Annotated in this window: 14 protein-coding genes; 3 read left to right on the top strand and 11 right to left on the bottom strand. The window is 36.3% G+C overall.

The genetic code is table 11. From position 1 onward, the window contains the following. Window positions 1–91 precede the first annotated feature (91 nt). Window positions 92–1,030, top strand: coding sequence for a hypothetical protein (locus tag V8G61_RS11650; RefSeq protein WP_394875891.1), 939 nt, complete (start codon window positions 92–94; stop codon window positions 1,028–1,030). Here the strand turns inward: V8G61_RS11650 and V8G61_RS11645 are convergent. Together V8G61_RS11645 and mnmA are read right to left on the bottom strand one after the other, a co-directional pair. After that, window positions 1,027–1,968, bottom strand: a complete 942-nt coding sequence (locus V8G61_RS11645) for an NAD(P)H-dependent flavin oxidoreductase (protein WP_394875890.1) — start codon at window positions 1,966–1,968, stop codon at window positions 1,027–1,029. The two genes, V8G61_RS11650 and V8G61_RS11645, sit on opposite strands and share 4 nt — an antisense overlap. A gap of 5 nt (window positions 1,969–1,973) precedes the next feature. Continuing rightward, window positions 1,974–3,161, bottom strand: a complete 1,188-nt coding sequence (gene mnmA, locus V8G61_RS11640) for a tRNA 2-thiouridine(34) synthase MnmA (protein ID WP_394875889.1) — start codon at window positions 3,159–3,161, stop codon at window positions 1,974–1,976. Window positions 3,162–3,346: 185 nt separating this feature from the next. Between mnmA and V8G61_RS11635 the strand changes: the two genes are divergently transcribed. After that, on the top strand, window positions 3,347–4,330 hold the full coding sequence (locus V8G61_RS11635) for a fasciclin domain-containing protein (RefSeq protein ID WP_394875888.1): 984 nt from the start codon (window positions 3,347–3,349) through the stop codon (window positions 4,328–4,330). Window positions 4,331–4,411: 81 nt separating this feature from the next. On the opposite strand, the gene V8G61_RS11630 is transcribed toward V8G61_RS11635, so the two are convergent. The 9 genes from V8G61_RS11630 to V8G61_RS11590 all read right to left on the bottom strand — a co-directional run bounded on the left by V8G61_RS11630 (window position 4,412) and on the right by V8G61_RS11590 (window position 17,127). Then, on the bottom strand, window positions 4,412–5,116 hold the full coding sequence (locus tag V8G61_RS11630) for a toxin-antitoxin system YwqK family antitoxin (RefSeq protein ID WP_394875886.1): 705 nt from the start codon (window positions 5,114–5,116) through the stop codon (window positions 4,412–4,414). A gap of 99 nt (window positions 5,117–5,215) precedes the next feature. Beyond that, window positions 5,216–7,114, bottom strand: coding sequence for a membrane protein insertase YidC (gene yidC / locus V8G61_RS11625; RefSeq protein WP_394875885.1), 1,899 nt, complete (start codon window positions 7,112–7,114; stop codon window positions 5,216–5,218). A gap of 77 nt (window positions 7,115–7,191) precedes the next feature. Beyond that, window positions 7,192–8,832, bottom strand: a complete 1,641-nt coding sequence (locus V8G61_RS11620) for a CTP synthase (protein WP_394875884.1) — start codon at window positions 8,830–8,832, stop codon at window positions 7,192–7,194. 98 nt (window positions 8,833–8,930) lie between these two features. Beyond that, entirely contained in the window at window positions 8,931–9,158 is a 228-nt protein-coding gene (locus tag V8G61_RS11615; RefSeq protein ID WP_394875883.1) for a DUF3820 family protein, read from the bottom strand. A 21-nt stretch (window positions 9,159–9,179) separates the two neighbouring features. Beyond that, window positions 9,180–11,114 carry a LysM peptidoglycan-binding domain-containing protein gene (locus V8G61_RS11610; RefSeq protein ID WP_394875882.1) on the bottom strand — a complete coding sequence of 645 codons (1,935 nt, stop codon included), beginning with the start codon at window positions 11,112–11,114 and terminating at the stop codon, window positions 9,180–9,182. Between the two features lie 171 nt (window positions 11,115–11,285). After that, window positions 11,286–12,821: a glutamine-hydrolyzing GMP synthase gene (guaA, locus tag V8G61_RS11605; protein ID WP_394875881.1), complete on the bottom strand. Its 1,536-nt coding sequence runs from the start codon at window positions 12,819–12,821 to the stop codon at window positions 11,286–11,288. Between the two features lie 61 nt (window positions 12,822–12,882). Next, window positions 12,883–14,256 (bottom strand): pyridoxal phosphate-dependent decarboxylase family protein, encoded by a 1,374-nt coding sequence (locus tag V8G61_RS11600; RefSeq protein WP_394875880.1) that lies wholly within the window; start codon window positions 14,254–14,256, stop codon window positions 12,883–12,885. Between the two features lie 3 nt (window positions 14,257–14,259). Next, window positions 14,260–15,852 carry a bacillithiol biosynthesis cysteine-adding enzyme BshC gene (bshC, locus tag V8G61_RS11595; protein WP_394875879.1) on the bottom strand — a complete coding sequence of 531 codons (1,593 nt, stop codon included), beginning with the start codon at window positions 15,850–15,852 and terminating at the stop codon, window positions 14,260–14,262. 339 nt (window positions 15,853–16,191) lie between these two features. Further along, on the bottom strand, window positions 16,192–17,127 hold the full coding sequence (locus tag V8G61_RS11590; RefSeq protein WP_394875877.1) for a hypothetical protein: 936 nt from the start codon (window positions 17,125–17,127) through the stop codon (window positions 16,192–16,194). A 373-nt stretch (window positions 17,128–17,500) separates the two neighbouring features. On the opposite strand from V8G61_RS11590, the gene V8G61_RS11585 reads away from it, so the two are divergent. Continuing rightward, window positions 17,501–18,763 (top strand): carboxypeptidase-like regulatory domain-containing protein, encoded by a 1,263-nt coding sequence (locus V8G61_RS11585; protein ID WP_394875875.1) that lies wholly within the window; start codon window positions 17,501–17,503, stop codon window positions 18,761–18,763. Window positions 18,764–18,789 lie beyond the last annotated feature (26 nt).

The following is an 18,789-nucleotide window of genomic DNA, read 5'->3' as shown; positions in this document are numbered from 1 at the left end:
TGAAATGAAATTATTTTATCAGTATCAAGATTAACAATTTTTTTAGAGGGTATCCTAGTGGTATTGATTAATTTGGAACAAATTATTTAGGATGAAAAAGCTACTATACGTGGTTATAAGTTTCAATTTTCTTTTCGGATTTTCCCAAGATGTCCTTCCGGTAGACTTTCAAAAGGTTTTAAAATTATTTCCAAACGTTAGGGACCTTGCCATGTCATCAAAAAGTGATGAAGCCTTGTTCTCAGCGCAGAATATTTTAAAAGACCGTTCCGTCTTAATTTATATGAAAAAGAAAAACGAGGTTTGGTCCAAACCTGAGATCGTGTCATTTTCAGGAAAATTCCACGACATGGAACCCTTTTTTTCAAAGGATGATCTCCGACTTTATTTTGTATCGAACAGACCACTAGACTTACAAACAAACGACTCAAAAGATTTTGATATTTGGTATGTGCAACGAGAACATTTGGATGCGCCATGGTCTGATCCCATTAACTTGGGGACTCCCATTAATACAAAAAACAATGAATTTTATCCTTCACTGGCTGAAAACGGTAATCTATATTTTACCCGGGAAGATAAAAGTCAAACCTCTCTGGATGATCTTTATGTAAGTTTCTTTAGTGAAGGTGAATATACCACGCCTGAAAAATTACCTGAAACTATTAATTCTAGCACTTATGATTACAATGCTTTTATTGCTCCGGATGAATCCTATATTATTTTTGGAAGTTATCGACGAGAGGATAGTTTTGGTAGTGGCGATTTGTATGTTAGTTACAAAACAGAAAAGGGCTGGACTCCGGCTAAAAATTTAGGAGAACCTATTAATGGTAAAAAGCTTGATTACAGTCCGTTTATAGATTACCAAACGAATACCTTCTATTTCACAAGTGAAAGAGCTATGGAAGAACCATCTCATTCAGATTCCTTATCAGTAGATATCCTGCTCAAGGAGTTTTGGAAATATAGCAATGGCCAGAGCCGATTGTATAAGATAAAGCTCGACGACGTTTTGGATGCTAACTAAAGCTCTGAAATAGCCTTTTTAGACGCTTCAAATTCAGAAATCATTTCCTGAACAATTTGAGCCACGGGCTTGATATCATGAATAAGTCCGGAGATCTGACCGATCTCTAATTCACCATTATCCATATCGCCTTCAAACATCCCTTTTTTAGCCCTGGCGCGACCCAATAAGTTTTGAAGATCTTCTTTAGATGGACATTTTGAATACAATTCCTGGACGTCGTGATAGAATTTATTTTTAATCAATCGCACCGGAGCCAGTTCTTTTAAGGTTAATTGGGTATCCCCTTCTTTAGCATTTACAATGGCTTGTTTATAAGCCTCATGTGCTGAACTTTCCACACTCGCTGCGAAGCGGCTTCCAACTTGTACACCATCCGCACCAAGAACCATTGTAGCCAACATGGTTTTTCCTGTAGCAATGCCTCCTGCTGCGATCAAAGGAAGACTAATACCCTCTTTAACAATGGGGATCAAAGTTAATGTAGTCGTTTCGTCCCTACCATTATGTCCTCCGGCTTCAAAGCCTTCTGCTACAATAGCATCGACTCCGGCCTCCTGAGCTTTCAATGCAAATTTTAAACTGCTCACAACATGCACGACCGTTATATCTTTTTCTTTTAACCATGAAGTCCATGTTTTTGGATTTCCCGCTGAAGTGAATACGATTTTTACACCTTCTTCAACAATAATATTCATGATCTCCTCAATATTAGGATACATAAGAGGAACATTGACACCAAAAGGTTTCGAGGTTGCCTTTTTACATTTTTGAATGTGCTCGCGTAATACTTCGGGATACATAGAACCAGCGCCTAGAAGACCCAGGATTCCTGAATTACTTGCTGCAGAAGCTAATTTCCATCCGCTATTCCAGACCATACCAGCCTGAACTATAGGATATTTGATGTTAAAAAGTTCTGTAATTCTGTTTTCCATAACTATTAAGCTATAACACCCGATCCAATTAATTCATCTCCAATGTACCAAGCTACAAATTGACCTTCGGTAATAGCTGATTGAAGTTCTTCAAATTCAACATATAAACCACCGGAAACTTTATGTAATTTAGCCTTTTGCAAGGGCTGTCTATACCTAATCCGAGCATCAACCTCCAAAGTTTGATCTGGTTTTAGAGCTAGATCTTCACGAACCCAATGTAACTCATCATCGTTAATAAACAGTGCTTTTTTGAGTAGTCCCGGATGTGATTTCCCTTGTCCGGTATAAATAACATTCTCATCAACATCGGTTTCAATTACAAATAAGGGTTCCTTGGTACCACCAACTGCAAGACCTTTGCGCTGACCTTTGGTAAAATAATGAGCGCCTTGATGTTTTCCAACTATTTTACCCTGATCTATAGAATAGTGCTTTCGTTGAGACAAATATTGAAGTCTATTTTCGTTTGAATCAAATTCGGGTTCGGCTAATTCAAAAATTTCAGGGCTTTCCGGAATTTCTACAATAAGACCTTCCTTAGGTTCCAATTGTTGCTGCAGGAAATCTGGCAATTTCACTTTACCAATAAAACACAAACCTTGAGAATCCTTTTTATCTGCCGTAACCAAATCTAATTCTTCTGCAATACGTCGGACTTCCGGTTTCGTTAAATGTCCGATCGGGAATAAAGCTTTAGACAATTGTTCCTGTGATAACTGACATAAGAAATAAGACTGATCCTTATTGTTGTCTACACCTTTAAGAAGTTGATATGTAGTTTTTCCATTTTCTTCAAAACTCCCTTTTCTGCAGTAATGCCCGGTGGCTACATAATCGGCACCAAGCTCCATGGCCATATCCATAAAAACATCAAACTTGATCTCCCTGTTACAGAGTACATCGGGGTTTGGAGTTCGGCCACGCTCATATTCTTTGAACATGTAATCAACGATACGCGTTTTGTATTGAGCACTTAGGTCTACTGTTTGAAACGGAATATTGAGTTTTTCAGCAACAAGCATAGCATCATTACTATCATCTAACCAGGGACATTCATTAGAAATGGTCACTGAATCATCATGCCAGTTTTTCATAAACAGACCAATCACCTCATAACCTTGTTTTTGCAAAAGGTATGCAGCTACACTGGAGTCTACTCCACCCGAAAGTCCGATTACCACCCGTTTCATATTCAATTTTTAGGCTACAAAGATACATAATAACTCGTGATTTAAAACGATTTTAAAGGAGAAGAAAATTTCCATTTATCGATTTAATGTTTAAACTTTTGTTAATTTTTTTAAACACTTATACCCTTTTTGTTTAATTTTTTTATATATTTGTTAAACAAAATTCTAACAAAAAAATATAAACCATGAAATCACCCAATAATTTTAAAATCTTAACCTTGTTCCTTGTGGCTGCTATAACATTCACTTCTTGTGATAATGATAACGACGATGTAGTCGTTGCACCGCAACCTATGAACATCGTTGAGACCGCTCAGGCAACACCTGAATTAAGTATTTTAGTAGACGCTGTTGTAAAAGCCGATTTAGTAGATGCGCTTAGCGCTGAAGGTAGTATGACTGTTTTAGCACCTACCAATGATGCATTTACAGCTTTTTTAGCTGATAAGGGTTTTAGCTCTCTTGATGAAGTACCTAATAATGTTTTAACTCAAATATTATTGAATCATGTTATTCCAGGTGCCAATGTTGAATCAAGTGCTTTAATTGGCGGTTCCGGTTATGTTAATACTTTAGCAGACGGACCTAATACCTCAAAATTGAGCTTATATTATGATGGAACTTCTGGAGTAAAATTTAACGGATATTCAGAGGTAGCTATACCCGACGTAATTACAACTAACGGTATTGTGCATGTTGTGGATAACGTTATAGATCTTCCAACAATTGCAACGTTTGCAACGTCTAATCCAGCCTTATCAATTTTAGTGGATGCATTAGTTTACGCTGATTCAGGAACACCAACCGTTCCCTACATTGATACCGTTTCAGACGGAACAGCTGGACCATTTACAGTCTTTGCTCCAACGAATGATGCTTTTGCAAGTTTACTTGCGGAGTTAGAAGTTACTAGCTTAAGTGATATTGCAACAGAAACAGTGGATGCCGTTCTATTAATGCACATCGTAAATGCTAATGTACAGTCTAGCCAATTAGCTAGTGGCGAAGTAGGGACCTTAGGAGGCCCAATCACAGCCGATGCGTCTGCATTCACCCTTACAGACGCTAATGCGCGTGTAAGTAACATAGTAACATCTTTAGTAGATATACAAGGAACAAATGGTGTAGTACACGTTATTGATAAAGTGATTCTACCCAATATGAATTAGTTTGGTTTGTTGATTGTAGGCAATTTTTGTTCTTAAAAATTGTCTATGAAAAAGAGCCCCTCATGCCCTGAGGGGTTTTTTTTATTTCTTATTTGGGTTGATACGCTTGGAAAAGTTTTTTTCTTCTGTTATTTCACCAGCTTCATAATAAGTCCAGATCCCTACTTTTTGTCCATTCTTATATTGCCCTTCAATAATCACAGAACCCGTTGCATCATAAACCTTGGTAGGTCCATCGAGAGACCCGTTTTTATACATGAGTTCTTTTATTAATATCCCTGGTTCCGAGTACCATGTGTAAAGGCCATCTAACTCCCCATTGCTATAATTAGATTTTTCTGCAACCTGACCATTAGCATAATAGACCTCCCGAGCACCATGTAATTGCCCTAGACTATTATAGTTTTCAAGAATTAAAAGTTTTTTTGAATTTTTTTGGTAAAATTTCCAGGTACCGATGTACTTTTTACCATCCATTTTACCTTCACTAATTACTTTACCGGTCGAAGCATAAAATGTAACCTCACTAATGTTATCATCCGGGTTAAAAACTCTGGTAGCCGAGAGCACAGGTTTATTCTTCATGTTAATATAAAACTTAAACTCTCCTACTTCCTTACCGTGCTCGAACATACCTTCATAACGGATAACTTTTGTGTTTTCAAAGTTCTTTTTCCAGATACCATGCCGTTTTCCATTCGCATCAAATTGATTTATGTTTTGACCAAAACAAAATGGGATATTACTCAAAAGAAGGATCAACAATATATTTAAAGCTTTTTTCATAATGGAAAAATTTAATTCTAAACAAATTAACCTATCAAATAACGAAAAACCAAGGATCAAATTGTATAAAAAAAAGCTGCCGTTAGGCAGCCTTTTTATTTACTTTTTAGTTTTGTTTTGCATTTGCTTTTGCTTTTCTGCCTGCTCCATCATTTCAGCCATTTTTTTCTGAAAACGATTTTGCTTTTTAGGCTTTTTCTTATTTTCCTGAATCTGAGCATGAATTTTATCTTCATCAAGAATATAGTTTTTGATCACTAAAATTATACCAATACTAATCACGTTAGATATAAAGTAATATAAACTCAAACCGGAGGCATAATTATTAAAGAAAAACAACATCATGATGGGTGAAAAATACATCATGTACTTCATCATTTTAGCCATATCCGGCATCCCTTCCTGCTGTGGTTGGGCATTCATATTTTGCCCTGTTGTTAAACGCATATAAAAGAAAATAGCTATGGATGCTAATATGGGAAACAAACTAACGTGATCACCATAAAATGGAATATGGAACGGTAGTGTTGCTACCGTATCATACGATGACAAATCGGTTACCCATAAAAATGACTTTTGACGGAGATCAAAGGCTGAAGGGAAAAACTGGAACAAGGCGTAAAATACTGGCAACTGTATCAGAGCCGGTATACAACCCGCCATAGGACTAGCTCCTGCTTTAGATTGCAAAGCCATAGTTTCCTGCTGCGCCTTCATTTTATTATTTTTATATTTTTCTCGGATCTCATCCAATTCAGGCTTTAATATTTTTAGTTTCGCCTGCGATAAAAATTGTTTGTATTGCACGAATGACAACAAGATCTTCACCAGGATCGTCATAACGACAATGGCGATTCCATACGGTAAAAATCCACTTAAAAATGAGAATAAAGGGATGAATACATAGCGGTTTATCCAACCAAATATACCCCAGCCTAGTGGTACCAATTCGTCCAAATTCCTGTCATATTTTTTAAGTAATTCGTAATCACTTGGTCCGTAATACCAATCCATAGACTGATTGATTTCTCCGGCTTGAAGAACTAAAGGAATGGTAGACTCGAAATTTTTTGTGTAAACGGTATCTACTTCCTCATCCTGAACTTGATTTTCTGCTTTTAATGTAACCCGTTTAAATTGTGTGTCTGTTAACAAAGCTGAGGAAAAGAAATGCTGCTTATATCCTATCCAAGATACGTCATTTACAGTTTCTTCGTCATCACGGCTCCCCATATAATCATCTTTGCCATCTTCGTAATCGTAGTGGATATCTGTATAACGGTTTTCATAGGAAATACTCTTGGCATGACGGTATCCTTTTAGTTTCCAATCTAAAATGATAGGTTGACTGCCATTGATAATATTGTTTAATCCCTGAGAACGTACTGTAAAACCAATCATATAATCGTTATCCTTAACGGCATAACGGTACTCTAAAAATTGGGTTTCAGAAACTTCAAGTTTCATTGAAACTATGGTTTCATCACCATTTTTAGTTACAGTAGGTTTAAAATAAAGATCATTGGTATTTAATATACGACTATCCGTAGTTCCAAAATTAATATTGAAAGAAGCGTTATTATCTTTAATAAGGTAAATTGGAACCGAGTCGTAATTAACAAATTTTTTCAGCTTAACCTCAGATAGATACCCTCCCTTATTGTCGAAAATCAAATTAAGCAGATCACTTTCAACTTTAGTCTGCCCTTCTTTAGCATTTAAACCTGAAAACGCAAAAGCCCCTAATTTATTTTTAAGCGCATTAACCTGAAGGGAATCTGCAGCATCTGCTGTATAATCTGCAATGGTAGCTGTCGTATTTTTTTCCTGCTGAACAGTCTGATCAGATTTTTCCTTTTCTACCTGTTCTTGTTTAGCTTTTTGTTGTGCCTCCAACTCTTCCGGAGTTGGTTGATTTTGCCAAAGCATATAAGCCAAAATGACGAAAATTAAAACAAATCCTATGATTGAATTAATATCGATTTTCTTTTCTTCCATTGATCGTTATCTAAATTAAAAAAACAGCCCTATCTCTGTTTTGAATAAGTACTGCACAGCAATTAGCTGTCCAAGTTTTAATTTTGTGCCATTCTGGCACTCCTATTTTTTTTGTTATAATTTAAAGCCGCTTTTACAAAGGCCACAAATAAAGGATGCGGACTAGCAACGGTACTTTTGTATTCCGGGTGGTATTGCACTCCAACAAACCAGGGGTGTTTTGGTATTTCAATTATTTCAACCAAACCGGTATCCGGATTTAAACCTGTAGGTATCATACCTGCAGTCTTAATACGCTCGGTGTAGTCACTATTAAATTCATAACGATGACGGTGACGCTCCTTGATATGTTCAGATTTATAGATATCCCAAACCAAACTCTCACGCTTTAAGTCGCAATTCCAAGATCCTAAACGCATCGTACCTCCCATATGGGTAATACTTTTTTGTTCCTCCATGATATCAATAACCGGGTATTTCGTATGAGGATCCATTTCAGTTGAATTGGCCTCTGTCAAGCCCAAAACATTTCTTGCAAATTCAATCACTGCCATTTGCATGCCTAAGCAAATTCCTAAGAATGGAATATTATTCTCTCTAACAAATTGAACAGCATCAATCTTACCCTCAATACCACGTTCACCAAAACCGGGTGCTACTAAAATACCATCAAGGTGTTCTAGTTTCACGCTAACATTATCCTTATTTATATATTCAGAATGAATTGATTCAACATTTACCTTAACTTCATTTTCCGCTCCAGCGTGAATAATAGCTTCCAAAATAGATTTATAGGAATCCTGTAATTCAACATATTTTCCAATCAATCCAATATTGATCTCTGTTTTGGGATTCTTTAAGCGTTTTAAGAACTGATTCCATTTTTGAATATCCGGTTCTGTACTTTTAAGATTCAATTTTTTGAGAACTACTTTATCCAGACCTTCTTTCAGCATAAAATTAGGAACGTCGTAAATGGTTGAAGCGTCAATAGATTGAATAACGGCTTCTTCACGAACATTGCAAAACAAAGCCAATTTCTTACGTAGGTCGGTTGATAAATGATGCTCTGTTCTACAAACTAAAATATCGGCCTGTACACCACTTTCCATTAAGGTTTTTACACTATGCTGCGTGGGTTTTGTTTTTAATTCGCCTGCGGCGGAAAGATATGGCACCAGCGTTAAATGAATAACAATACCATTATGGTCTCCCAGATCCCAACGAAGTTGTCGCACTGCCTCAATGTAGGGAAGCGACTCAATATCACCAACGGTTCCTCCAATTTCGGTGATAATTATATCGTAATCCCCGGAATTTCCTAGTATCTGAACGCGTTCTTTGATTTCATCGGTTATATGAGGCACAACCTGCACTGTTTTACCTAAAAATTCACCGCGTCGTTCCTTATCAATGACACTTTGGTAAATACGCCCTGTAGTGACATTGTTCGCCTGACTCGTCGGTACGTTCAAAAAACGTTCGTAATGCCCAAGATCCAGATCTGTTTCAGCGCCATCTTCAGTAACATAACACTCGCCATGTTCATAAGGGTTTAATGTCCCCGGATCAACATTAATGTAGGGGTCTAGTTTTTGGATGGTAACACGATATCCCTGGGCTTGAAGTAGTTTGGCTAAAGATGCGGCTATAATTCCTTTTCCTAATGAGGATGTAACGCCGCCTGTTACAAATATGTATTTTGCTGTGTTTGTCATGTTGCGCTTGTAAACGCAGGCAAATTTACAAAATTAAAACAGTTAAACGAGAATAGTTATTTACATATTTCAGCCTGATTTGTTAACAAGATGAACCTTTACTGTGGGTACTCTTTTTTAATCCGCCTAATTAAATGCTCCAGACCATTAACTTTTAACTCATATACCTGCTCCATCATAAGTCCAAGTTGACCTTTAGGGAAGCCTTTTCGATGGTAGAATATCATATAATGTTCAGGAAGATCAATTAAATATCGATCCTTATATTTTCCAAAAGGCATTTTTGTATGCGCCAGTTTAATTAGAAAGTTTTTATCTGAAAGCATATCCCAATATTGCGATGTGAATTACTGCTCAATGACCACCACGTTTAGGTCATCATATTTAACGAGGTAAGCTGTATCATTATAATAGCCTCCAAAAAGTTTCTTTTTGTATGCAAATTTATTTTCTACATATTCCGTTAATGGCGCCTTTGTAACCGATTGATATATGTTTTCTGAGGATGCCAAACGTAATACAACATCCATGGTAAGGTCGAATCCCTTAACAGCCCACCTGTTTGGCGTAATATTGTACTCTTGTGAATATTGTTTTACAAAACTATCCGGACTAGTATCCGTATAACTTTTTGTTCCAGTTGCAAAAGTAAACTGTAATTTGGACAAATGTTCGTTTGAAATCTCATCTCCCGAAAAGGCCGAATTGAAATTTGTAGTACACAGTTTAATATTGATCTTAGGCAATCCTTCTTCCTTATTTTCTTTTCGGATCAGGGAGGCTAAAACACTCGTTACATTCGAAGCAAAACCAGCATTTTCTGTTTCAATAAAAACCGTATTGTTTCCTGGTTTAAGATGTTGTTTGATATCATCGACCAAAACATAATTTACATCAACACCTTCTTTATTTTTTCTGGACTCAACGATTTTAGCCCTTGAAAACTCATTTTTTAAATCGTTTGCTACGTTGAGATGTTTGGAATCGGTAATAACTATTACATTAGCAGCCAACGTATCCTTTTTAATATAATTAACCAATTTGTCTTTTAAAAGTTGATCAGAAGGTCTGGTTTGAAATACATTATCATAAAGGTTCAGATTGGTTCCAATAGGCGAAAAAACAGGAATATTTGTTCTACGGAGATCCGAGGCAGCTCTTTCAAAATTATTTGGAGTAAGTGGGCCAATAACCGCATCTAAATCTTCAAATTGATTTCTATTAATAATATAAGCCACCTCTCCTAGTTCGTTCTTCGTGTCATAAACATCGGCTTTAACAGAAATTCCTAAGGTTTTTAAGGAATCTAAAGCTATTAGAACCCCGGAGTAAAAATCCAGTGAAGCCTTCAAATAAGGATCTGTTTTTATACTGCGCTTGGTACCATCGATGGAATCAAAATCAACACGGTTTAATCGGAAAGGTAACATAACAGCAATATGCTTGGTAGTAAAATCAGCAATGCTATCAATCAAATTCACAGCAAATGAACTATTCTCACTAAGCAAGTTGGAAGCCTTATCAAAGGGTACTTTTAAGATCATACCGGCCTTCAAACCACTTTCCTTCAATCCGGGATTTAGGGAATCGAGTTGCGTTTCATCAAGACCTAATTTAAGTTTTAATCGATAAAACCCCTCTTTCGGCAACACTTTATAGTAACCATAAGTATAATCTATTTTATTTTCAGCATCTTTTTCAATATTAGGAACCTTTAATTCCTGACCTTCCTGAAGTACCTCTCCCATATCGGGGTTTAATTCTTCCAACTGATCTATGGTAATACCAAACTTGTAAGCCACGCGCCATTTACCTTCTTTAGGTTCCACTATGTACGTTTTAGTCGTAGGATTTTCCTCAACTACTTTGGTGATCTTATAAATTGGTATTTGCAATTTATCACCTTTACGTAAAGGATTGGCATATAAAAACTTATTGTATTTCTTAATATCCTCTTCCTCAATATTATACTCCTTAGTTAAACTATAAATAGTTTCCTTCCGTTTTACTTTATGCTCTTTGAACCCAGTAAGCTCTTTTTTTTCAATAATATTTGGCTTGTTGGATTTGGAAATAGGTATAATTAAAATAGTATTCGGTTTGAGTCCCTTTTTCGCATCCGGATTGTAAGTGTAAATATCCGAAGGTGTAACATAGTATTTTTTTGCAATCCCCTCCACAGTTTCCCCTTCTTTAACCTGATGCGTGCTAAAATTTTGAGCTTTTAGCGTGTTGATTCCAATAAAGAATACTAAAATTGAGGCTAATAAAAGTTTATTCATGAGTTGTATTTTTCTATAGGATACTAATGTAAACATATACGGTGTATTTCTACAAATAAGATGCCATTGATATAACTTATTTTAGGAATTTTTATTTTATTACATTACATATTACGTGCCAAAACCGTACTTGCCTCAACTACTGATAAAAAATTCGAAATACAATAGGATCTATTCCCACTCAATGGTTGCAGGTGGTTTTGAACTGATATCATATACCACACGATTCACGCCTTTTACCTTATTTATAATATCATTAGAAACTTTTTGAAGAAAAGCATATGGTAAATTCACCCAATCGGCTGTCATACCATCGGTACTTTCAACTGCTCGCAAAGCCACACATTTCTCGTAGGTGCGTTCATCCCCCATAACGCCAACGCTGTTCACAGGAAGTAACATAGCTCCCGCTTGCCATACCTGATCATACAAGCCCCAGGATTTGAGACCTTCTATAAAAATAGCATCTACTTCTTGTAAAATGCGCACCTTCTCTGCCGTAATATCACCTAAGATTCGAATACCCAGACCTGGCCCCGGAAATGGATGACGCCCTAATAATTCAGGGTTAATTCCCAGTGTTCCGCCAACACGTCGTACCTCATCTTTAAAAATAGCACGTAAAGGTTCTACCACTTTTAACTTCATGAAGTCTGGTAAACCACCCACATTATGATGACTTTTTATGGTTGCAGAAGGTCCGCCAGTAGCAGAAACGCTTTCAATAACATCGGGATAAATGGTGCCTTGTGCAAGCCATTTCACGTCTTTTATTTTATGGGCTTCATCATCAAAAACTTCGATGAATGCATTGCCAATGGCTTTACGTTTTAGCTCCGGGTCTTTAATACCTTTCAAGGCTTCCAAAAATCGGTTTGAAGCATCAACACCTTTAACATTAAGTCCCATGCCTTCATATTGTTGAAGTACATTTTCAAATTCATTTTTACGTAATAAACCGTTATTAACAAAAATACAATATAGATTTTTACCGATAGCCTTATTCAATAATACGGCAGCTACACTGGAATCTACACCTCCTGAAAGTCCAAGAACTACCTTGTCATTTCCTACAGTATTTTGAATATATTCCACGGTTTCTTCAACAAATGACGCTGGTGTCCAATCTTGGTTAAGACCAGCGATATTCACTAGAAAGTTTTCTAATAATCGTTTTCCATCCGTGGTGTGATAAACTTCCGGGTGAAATTGAATCGCATAGGTAACTTCACCTTCAATCCGGTAGGCCGCATTTTCAACATCACTGGTACTGGCCAATAAAACACTATTATCGGGTAATTGTTTGATTGTATCACTGTGACTCATCCAAACCTGACTGCCTTCATCTATAGCATTAAAAAAGGGTTCATTCTTTTTAATGAAAGACAGATTTGCCCGGCCATATTCTCGGGTATTGGATGGCGCCACTTCTCCTCCCGAAAAATGGGCTAGATATTGTGCACCATAGCAAACGGCTAAAATGGGTTTTTCACCTCTTATTTCCGAAAGATCTGGATGTAAAGCATCTTCACCTCGAACGGAATTTGGACTTCCCGAAAGGATAACCGATTTAAATTCGGATAGATTGTCTGGAATTTTATTGAATGGATGAATTTCGGAGTAAATGTTGAGTTCTCGAACCCGACGGGCAATAAGCTGTGTGTATTGCGATCCGAAGTCTAAAATGAGTACCTTATCATGTTGCATGCGCAAAAGTAATAATTGATTTTAAAAAGTCATATTTGAAGTTCTCATTTTTTATGAACAATCAAATCATGGATTTTAAAATCTGTTCTATATCATCCTCGGTAGTGTCCGGATTAATAAAACAAAACCGCGAAACCGTTTCATAGCTATTCCCTGTTTTCCATTTCGTTGGCGTTACCAGAGCGAAGCCTGATTCGTGATTTCGATAAGTCCATTGCATATAATCATCAGGAGTCCAATCTTTACGCCGGTAAACCACACAGGATAAACTCGGTTCCCGAACCAATTCTACATGATCCATTTTAGTTATCATTTCACCTGCTATATTAGCCAGTTCTATACCACGTTCAATGGCCTGTTTATACCGATCGGTACCATGCATGGCCAAAGAAAACCATAAGGGTAAACCACGAACCCTACGGGTAAGTTGTATTTGATAATCGGTTGGGTTGAAACCATGCGCCCCTTCGTCTTTAAAGATATCCAAATAAGAACCTTCTTGTGAATGCGCCTGTTTAGCCAATTCAGGCTTTTTGTATATTACTGCACCACAGTCGTAAGGCGAGAACATCCATTTATGCGGATCGATCGTAATACTGTCGGCCTTTTCAATACCATTAAATAAATGCCTCACAGAGTCAGCAACCAAAGCACCACCGCCATAAGCTGCATCTACATGAAACCACAAATGTTCTTTTTCACAAAGTGTTCCTATGCCATTTAAATCATCAATTATCCCGGCGTTTGTGGTTCCTCCTGTAGCTACCACAGCAAATAGTCTTTTTCGTTGGGAAGCTGACAGGCCACTAATAACGTCATTTAAAGCATCAGCCGTCATAACATCTTCTGTATCGACTAATAAAATATCTACATCAGCCACTTTCGCCATGGCCTTAATGGAGGAATGTGCTCCAATTGAAGTAATTACCAGTCCTTTTTTATTTTCGTTAGCAGTATCTAAACCACGCCAATACTCTCTGGCCGTAACAATTGCAGACAAGTTCGCCGCTGTTCCTCCGCTGGTAAAAACGCCAAAAGCACCTTCAGGCAAACCTGTAAGCGACACAATCCAGTGCATCGCTTCATTTTCACAAAAAATACCTCCGGCGCCTTCCATCCAATAGGCCCCATGAATACTAGAAGCCGAAGTTACCAAATCGAACATTATGGCGGCACGTGTAGGTGATGCTGGCACAAAGGCTAAATGCCTTGGGTGATCAATTGGCACATTTGATTTTGTTAAGTGTTCTTTCCAGAGCTCAAAGGCTTTTTCCCCTCCAATTCCTGACTTGGTTATCGTTTCTCCAACGAGCGCTTTTAGCTCTTCAGCTTTTTTCGGTTTGTTGATGGTGGTTTTAGTATTGGAAATACGATCAATGACATATTTCATAACATCCATGGTCATTTCCACCAAATCCATATCAATTTTGTGCATAACTTAAAGAGTTAAAATTAAAAATTCGCCACTAAGCGGATCTAAGGTATCCAATAAATTTGGTATTAAAGTATCACCATAAACCAGATAAAATTCCGAGAAATTAGTATTTCGTTCCTGAAGTCCCTTATTCGGAAATAAAGCGTTTTGAAGTTTCGTTAATCGCTCCACCTCATCTGAAAGTTTACGCTTTTGAGCACGAAGCAAACGTTTTTCAAGATTTTTCAAACCATTGATCTGTTTTACTTCCTGAGCTTTTACAGCACCGATAAAGGATTTATCTGTTTGTTCCGCAAGTTTATAAAGGTCTTTGAACTGCTCTTTTAAATATTCTTTTTGAGGACTGAAGTCAATATCGATTTCCGAAAGTTCTTCAACTTTTTTATTGATCAATTCTTCCTGATCTTGAAATAAGGCTTCAGTTGTTACATTGAGCTTCTCTAGTTTCTCCTTTTGCTTTTTAGTTTGAATTAAAACCGAATTTCGCAACAGCAATATTGGATAAGGAATCTTAACATGTTCAAAAAAACCCTTTAATTGTAACCAATAGGCCAGTTCACCGCCACCACCAATGTAACATAAATTAGGAAGAATAACCTCTTGATACAAAGGCCTCATGATCACATTAGGTGAAAAGCGTTCAGGATGTTGTTCCAATTCTTTTAAAAGCGCTTCTTCAGACCAAATAATATCTGTGTTTAAAACTTTGTAGACAGCATTGTTGTAAACAATACGTTCCCGCAAGCCTTCCAGGAGATAGAACAAATTAATTTCTCTGGGATTTACCTGCAAACCGTAATGTTTCTCCAAACCTGCATTGGTTTCCATAACTTTTTGGTAGGAGGTTCGTTCCAACAACTCCTCCTGTAAATAAGGTATAAAAAGCCTTTTGAGGTCTTGATCATTAGCATCAATAATGACTAACCCTAAATCCTTGAACAAAGCATTAGCCAAATACCGTGTAGCGTCAGCTAGGTTATCATGTTTTAAATAAGCAGATTCAAATAATTTTTTAAGATCCTGAGCCACAAAACTGTCTCCAAAGGCCTTCGAGACTATTCTAAACACCTCATCTAATCCAGTAGTATTAAGTTCGCCTACAGCACCTTTTGAATCTTTAGACCACTGTATTTTTTTTCCTTCAAAATTGAAAAAATTGATTTCATCGAAATCATGATCCTCAGTAGCCATCCAATAGACAGGCACGAATTGATTTTCAGGATATTTATCCTGTAAAACTTTGGACAAATTGATAGTTGAAACGATTTTGTACAGAAAATATAATGGCCCGGTAAATAAATTTAATTGATGTCCAGTAGTAACTGTTAATGTATTTGAAACTTTTAAAGCCTCAATATTATTTATTGTTTCTTCTGAAACTTCCAAATTAGCATACTGATCTTTGAGCGCCTTTACCAAAACGGATCGATTATCATTCGAAAATGATTTGGTTTTATCTTTGATTTGATCTTGAAACGCATCTAGGTCTGGATACCGATTGTAGAATGGATTTAATTTGGGATCTTTATTAAGGTAATCTGTTATTAAAGAAGAAAAATAGCCCGTTTTTTCAAAAGATATGTATTCTGTTTGCATAGCGTGTTAAAAAATCATGTAAATATACGGCTAATTAAATTTTTTAATCCTAAAAATAACGTTAAGAGATTTAGCTTTTAAATCCCGTTTTATTTAATTAAGAAAATAGCAAACTGATATAATCAGGAAAACCTATAGTCACGTCTTTAATAATGACGCACCTACAGGTTTTTCTGTTAAAAATTATTGATTTATACTTATGAATTTTCACTTAAAATAGCATGTGAAAGTCATCATAAGCATCCTCGTAAAAGGATCATTTTAATTTCGAACTTAGTGAAATAAAATAAAAATTATTTCATTAAAATACCTCAAAAATTAAATAGTCCAAAACCAATTCTAATTTGGCTTTTCATATAAATGAGGGTATAATTCTCCGGACCATTTTGCTCTTAAATTAGCATAACTTTTGTTTTTCTCCTCACCTCTGAGATCCCAAAAGCTAAATCCAAATTTTTCTCTTCTCCAAAAAGGGCCTAAATGGCCACCCCAAAAACCCTCTCTTTCAAGTGAAAAACAAAAAGGTCTTATCCATTTAACTGACCAGGGAATATGTGCTCTTGGTCGAACAAAAACACCTTCAGCTTGACTCCCCTTATTTTGAATCAGTTCAGCGCCTTCATCTAAATAAGGTAATTGATCTTCTGCATCCGGAATAAATCCGCCACCAAAATGAATTCCACTTTTAGTTTCTCCGGGAGTTCCATATTTTTCATCCCATATGGTTGAAAATTTTCTTTGCTGACTCCACAGGGAGCGAATGAACATGGTACTGTCTTTTTTAATAGGATAATCATAACCTACCAGATTTCGTAAGTGTCTGATAGAAATTCTGTGCCATTCATCAACTTCTGCTTTTGTCGGGTTAGCATTATCTTTGAAGGGTTTAGTTTCATAAAAAACTTCTCTGATACCTCTAACAACATCAGGATTTGGACAAATACAATCATAAAATTCTTTTTTAGACATCTTTGTTGGGTCATAAATGGTTCCATCCCAGGTTGCATTTTTTAGTGCTTCTACCCTATCTGACGTCCAACCGTCAGGGTCGTGGGTTAAAAAGCCTTCTTCAATAGGTTTAGAATAAAAAGTAGACCAATCGGCTTGTTCTGGTGTAAATTGAACTAGATCTTCATGAACAACTGGTTGCAGTGCATCCGGATTCAAATTAATTCCTTCGGGATAATCTGGATTTTCTGTAGCATTATCCTTAGAACAGGAAACGCTAAAAAGAATAATAAATAATAGATAAATGTAGGGTGTAGGGATTTTCATAACAATAATTATGGATTAAATTAATATAATAGATTTGGTAGCCGAAAGATAGGTAATTAATAGAAAAATATTATTTAAAAAATCATAAACTTTTCAACATGTAAACGATTTATTTTCAAACATTTCAATATGTTTTTATTTAAATTTCTATTCAGGAATGAAATACACTTTTCATTAAATGTTTTAATAAACAGTTGAGATTGAAGTTAATAAAACCCTTGATGTCGTTAAAATTTCTACCCATCAGAACTCTAACATAAAAACGAGTGATAATAAGCACCTTAAAACCCCTCTAAATTAACATAAATTTTAAAGTTAATTGATCAGATTTTCGTACTTTAATAAAGTAAAAAATCCTATTGCAATAAACATTATGAAAAAGAATTTAATACTACAATTAATCCCTATAGTAGGCTTGCTTTTTGGTAGTTTTTTAGAGTCAAAAGCTCAGGAAACCCAATCTTTTAAGGAAATCAAAGGTATTGTTATAGACCTAAATACCAAGGACCCTCTTATGTTAACAGATCTTGCTGTTAAAGGGTCTAATATAAGCACAGTTACAAATGCCGATGGTGAATTTATTTTGAAAATACCAAACACACAACTCAACGACTACCTCGTTGTATCCCGACTGGGATATCTAGAACAAGAGCTATCTATAGCTGACCTAACAGACAACATGACCATCGCTTTAAGTCCAGCTATTACGCAGCTTGCCGAAATCAAAATAGCTTCTTTTAAGGATGCCAAATCCTTGTTTGAGGCTATGATGAAGAATAGAAACAAATTATTCTCCAATGAGAGTGCTGTATTAACTGCCTTTTATCGTGAAACCATAAAGAAACGTCGTCGCAATGCCTCTTTAACAGAAGCTGTAATTCAAATTCACAAACGTCCTAATAACGCACTCAGGCGGGATGGTATTGAGCTGATAAGGGCGAGAAAAAATACAGATTATTCCAGATTAGATACCATTGCTTTAAAATTACAAGGAGGTCCATTCAGTAATCTTTATACGGACATCGTAAGATATCCGGATTATGTTTTTTCCCATGACGATATTCCTTTTTACGATTTTAGTTTTGGTAAGGCTACCCAAATTAATGATACACCAGTATACGTTGTGAATTTTAAACAAAAACCAGAAGTAGTTATGCCCTTATATTATGGGAAATTGTACATCGATGCTAATTCCTTAGCCTTAATCAAAGCGGATTATCGCCTAAATGTTGAAAATAAGGAATTAACCAGTAGGATGTTTGTGCGGAAAAAACCAACTCGTGTTGATGTTTATCCGACGGAAGCCCGTTATATTGTTAATTACCGCAAGAAAGATGGCTTGTGGCAAATGGCTTATACTAATATTCAATTAACGTTTAAAGTAGATTGGAAAGGTAAATTATTTAATAGTGTTTACACCTTAGATAGCGAAATGGCTATAACCGATTGGCAGCTAGACGAGAATGCTAGTGTAAAGAACAATCAGAACATCATACGCCCTTCAACAGTGCTCGTTGACAAGGCCTCCGGATTTTCAGACCCACGATTTTGGGGGGAATATAATATTATCGAACCCGAGGAATCCATCGAGACAGCTATTCGGAAAATTCAACGTCAGTTAGAACGATCCTCATAAAAAAACTTAAATAGAACACACTAAAA

Origin of the sequence: Gaetbulibacter sp. M240 (assembly GCF_043876815.1) — a bacterium.
Taxonomy (GTDB): domain Bacteria; phylum Bacteroidota; class Bacteroidia; order Flavobacteriales; family Flavobacteriaceae; genus Gaetbulibacter_A.
This window is presented reverse-complemented; position numbering and strand designations above follow the sequence as displayed.

Bases quoted from the DNA above. Each gene is read 5' to 3' on its own strand.
- V8G61_RS11650 (WP_394875891.1), top strand. From the start codon at position 92: ATGAAAAAGCTACTATACGTGGTTATAAGTTTCAATTTTCTTTTCGGA.
- V8G61_RS11645 (WP_394875890.1), bottom strand. From the start codon at position 1,968: ATGGAAAACAGAATTACAGAACTTTTTAACATCAAATATCCTATAGTT.
- mnmA (WP_394875889.1), bottom strand. From the start codon at position 3,161: ATGAAACGGGTGGTAATCGGACTTTCGGGTGGAGTAGACTCCAGTGTA.
- V8G61_RS11635 (WP_394875888.1), top strand. From the start codon at position 3,347: ATGAAATCACCCAATAATTTTAAAATCTTAACCTTGTTCCTTGTGGCT.
- V8G61_RS11630 (WP_394875886.1), bottom strand. From the start codon at position 5,116: ATGAAAAAAGCTTTAAATATATTGTTGATCCTTCTTTTGAGTAATATC.
- yidC (WP_394875885.1), bottom strand. From the start codon at position 7,114: ATGGAAGAAAAGAAAATCGATATTAATTCAATCATAGGATTTGTTTTA.
- V8G61_RS11620 (WP_394875884.1), bottom strand. From the start codon at position 8,832: ATGACAAACACAGCAAAATACATATTTGTAACAGGCGGCGTTACATCC.
- V8G61_RS11615 (WP_394875883.1), bottom strand. From the start codon at position 9,158: ATGCTTTCAGATAAAAACTTTCTAATTAAACTGGCGCATACAAAAATG.
- V8G61_RS11610 (WP_394875882.1), bottom strand. From the start codon at position 11,114: ATGAATAAACTTTTATTAGCCTCAATTTTAGTATTCTTTATTGGAATC.
- guaA (WP_394875881.1), bottom strand. From the start codon at position 12,821: ATGCAACATGATAAGGTACTCATTTTAGACTTCGGATCGCAATACACA.
- V8G61_RS11600 (WP_394875880.1), bottom strand. From the start codon at position 14,256: ATGCACAAAATTGATATGGATTTGGTGGAAATGACCATGGATGTTATG.
- bshC (WP_394875879.1), bottom strand. From the start codon at position 15,852: ATGCAAACAGAATACATATCTTTTGAAAAAACGGGCTATTTTTCTTCT.
- V8G61_RS11590 (WP_394875877.1), bottom strand. From the start codon at position 17,127: ATGAAAATCCCTACACCCTACATTTATCTATTATTTATTATTCTTTTT.
- V8G61_RS11585 (WP_394875875.1), top strand. From the start codon at position 17,501: ATGAAAAAGAATTTAATACTACAATTAATCCCTATAGTAGGCTTGCTT.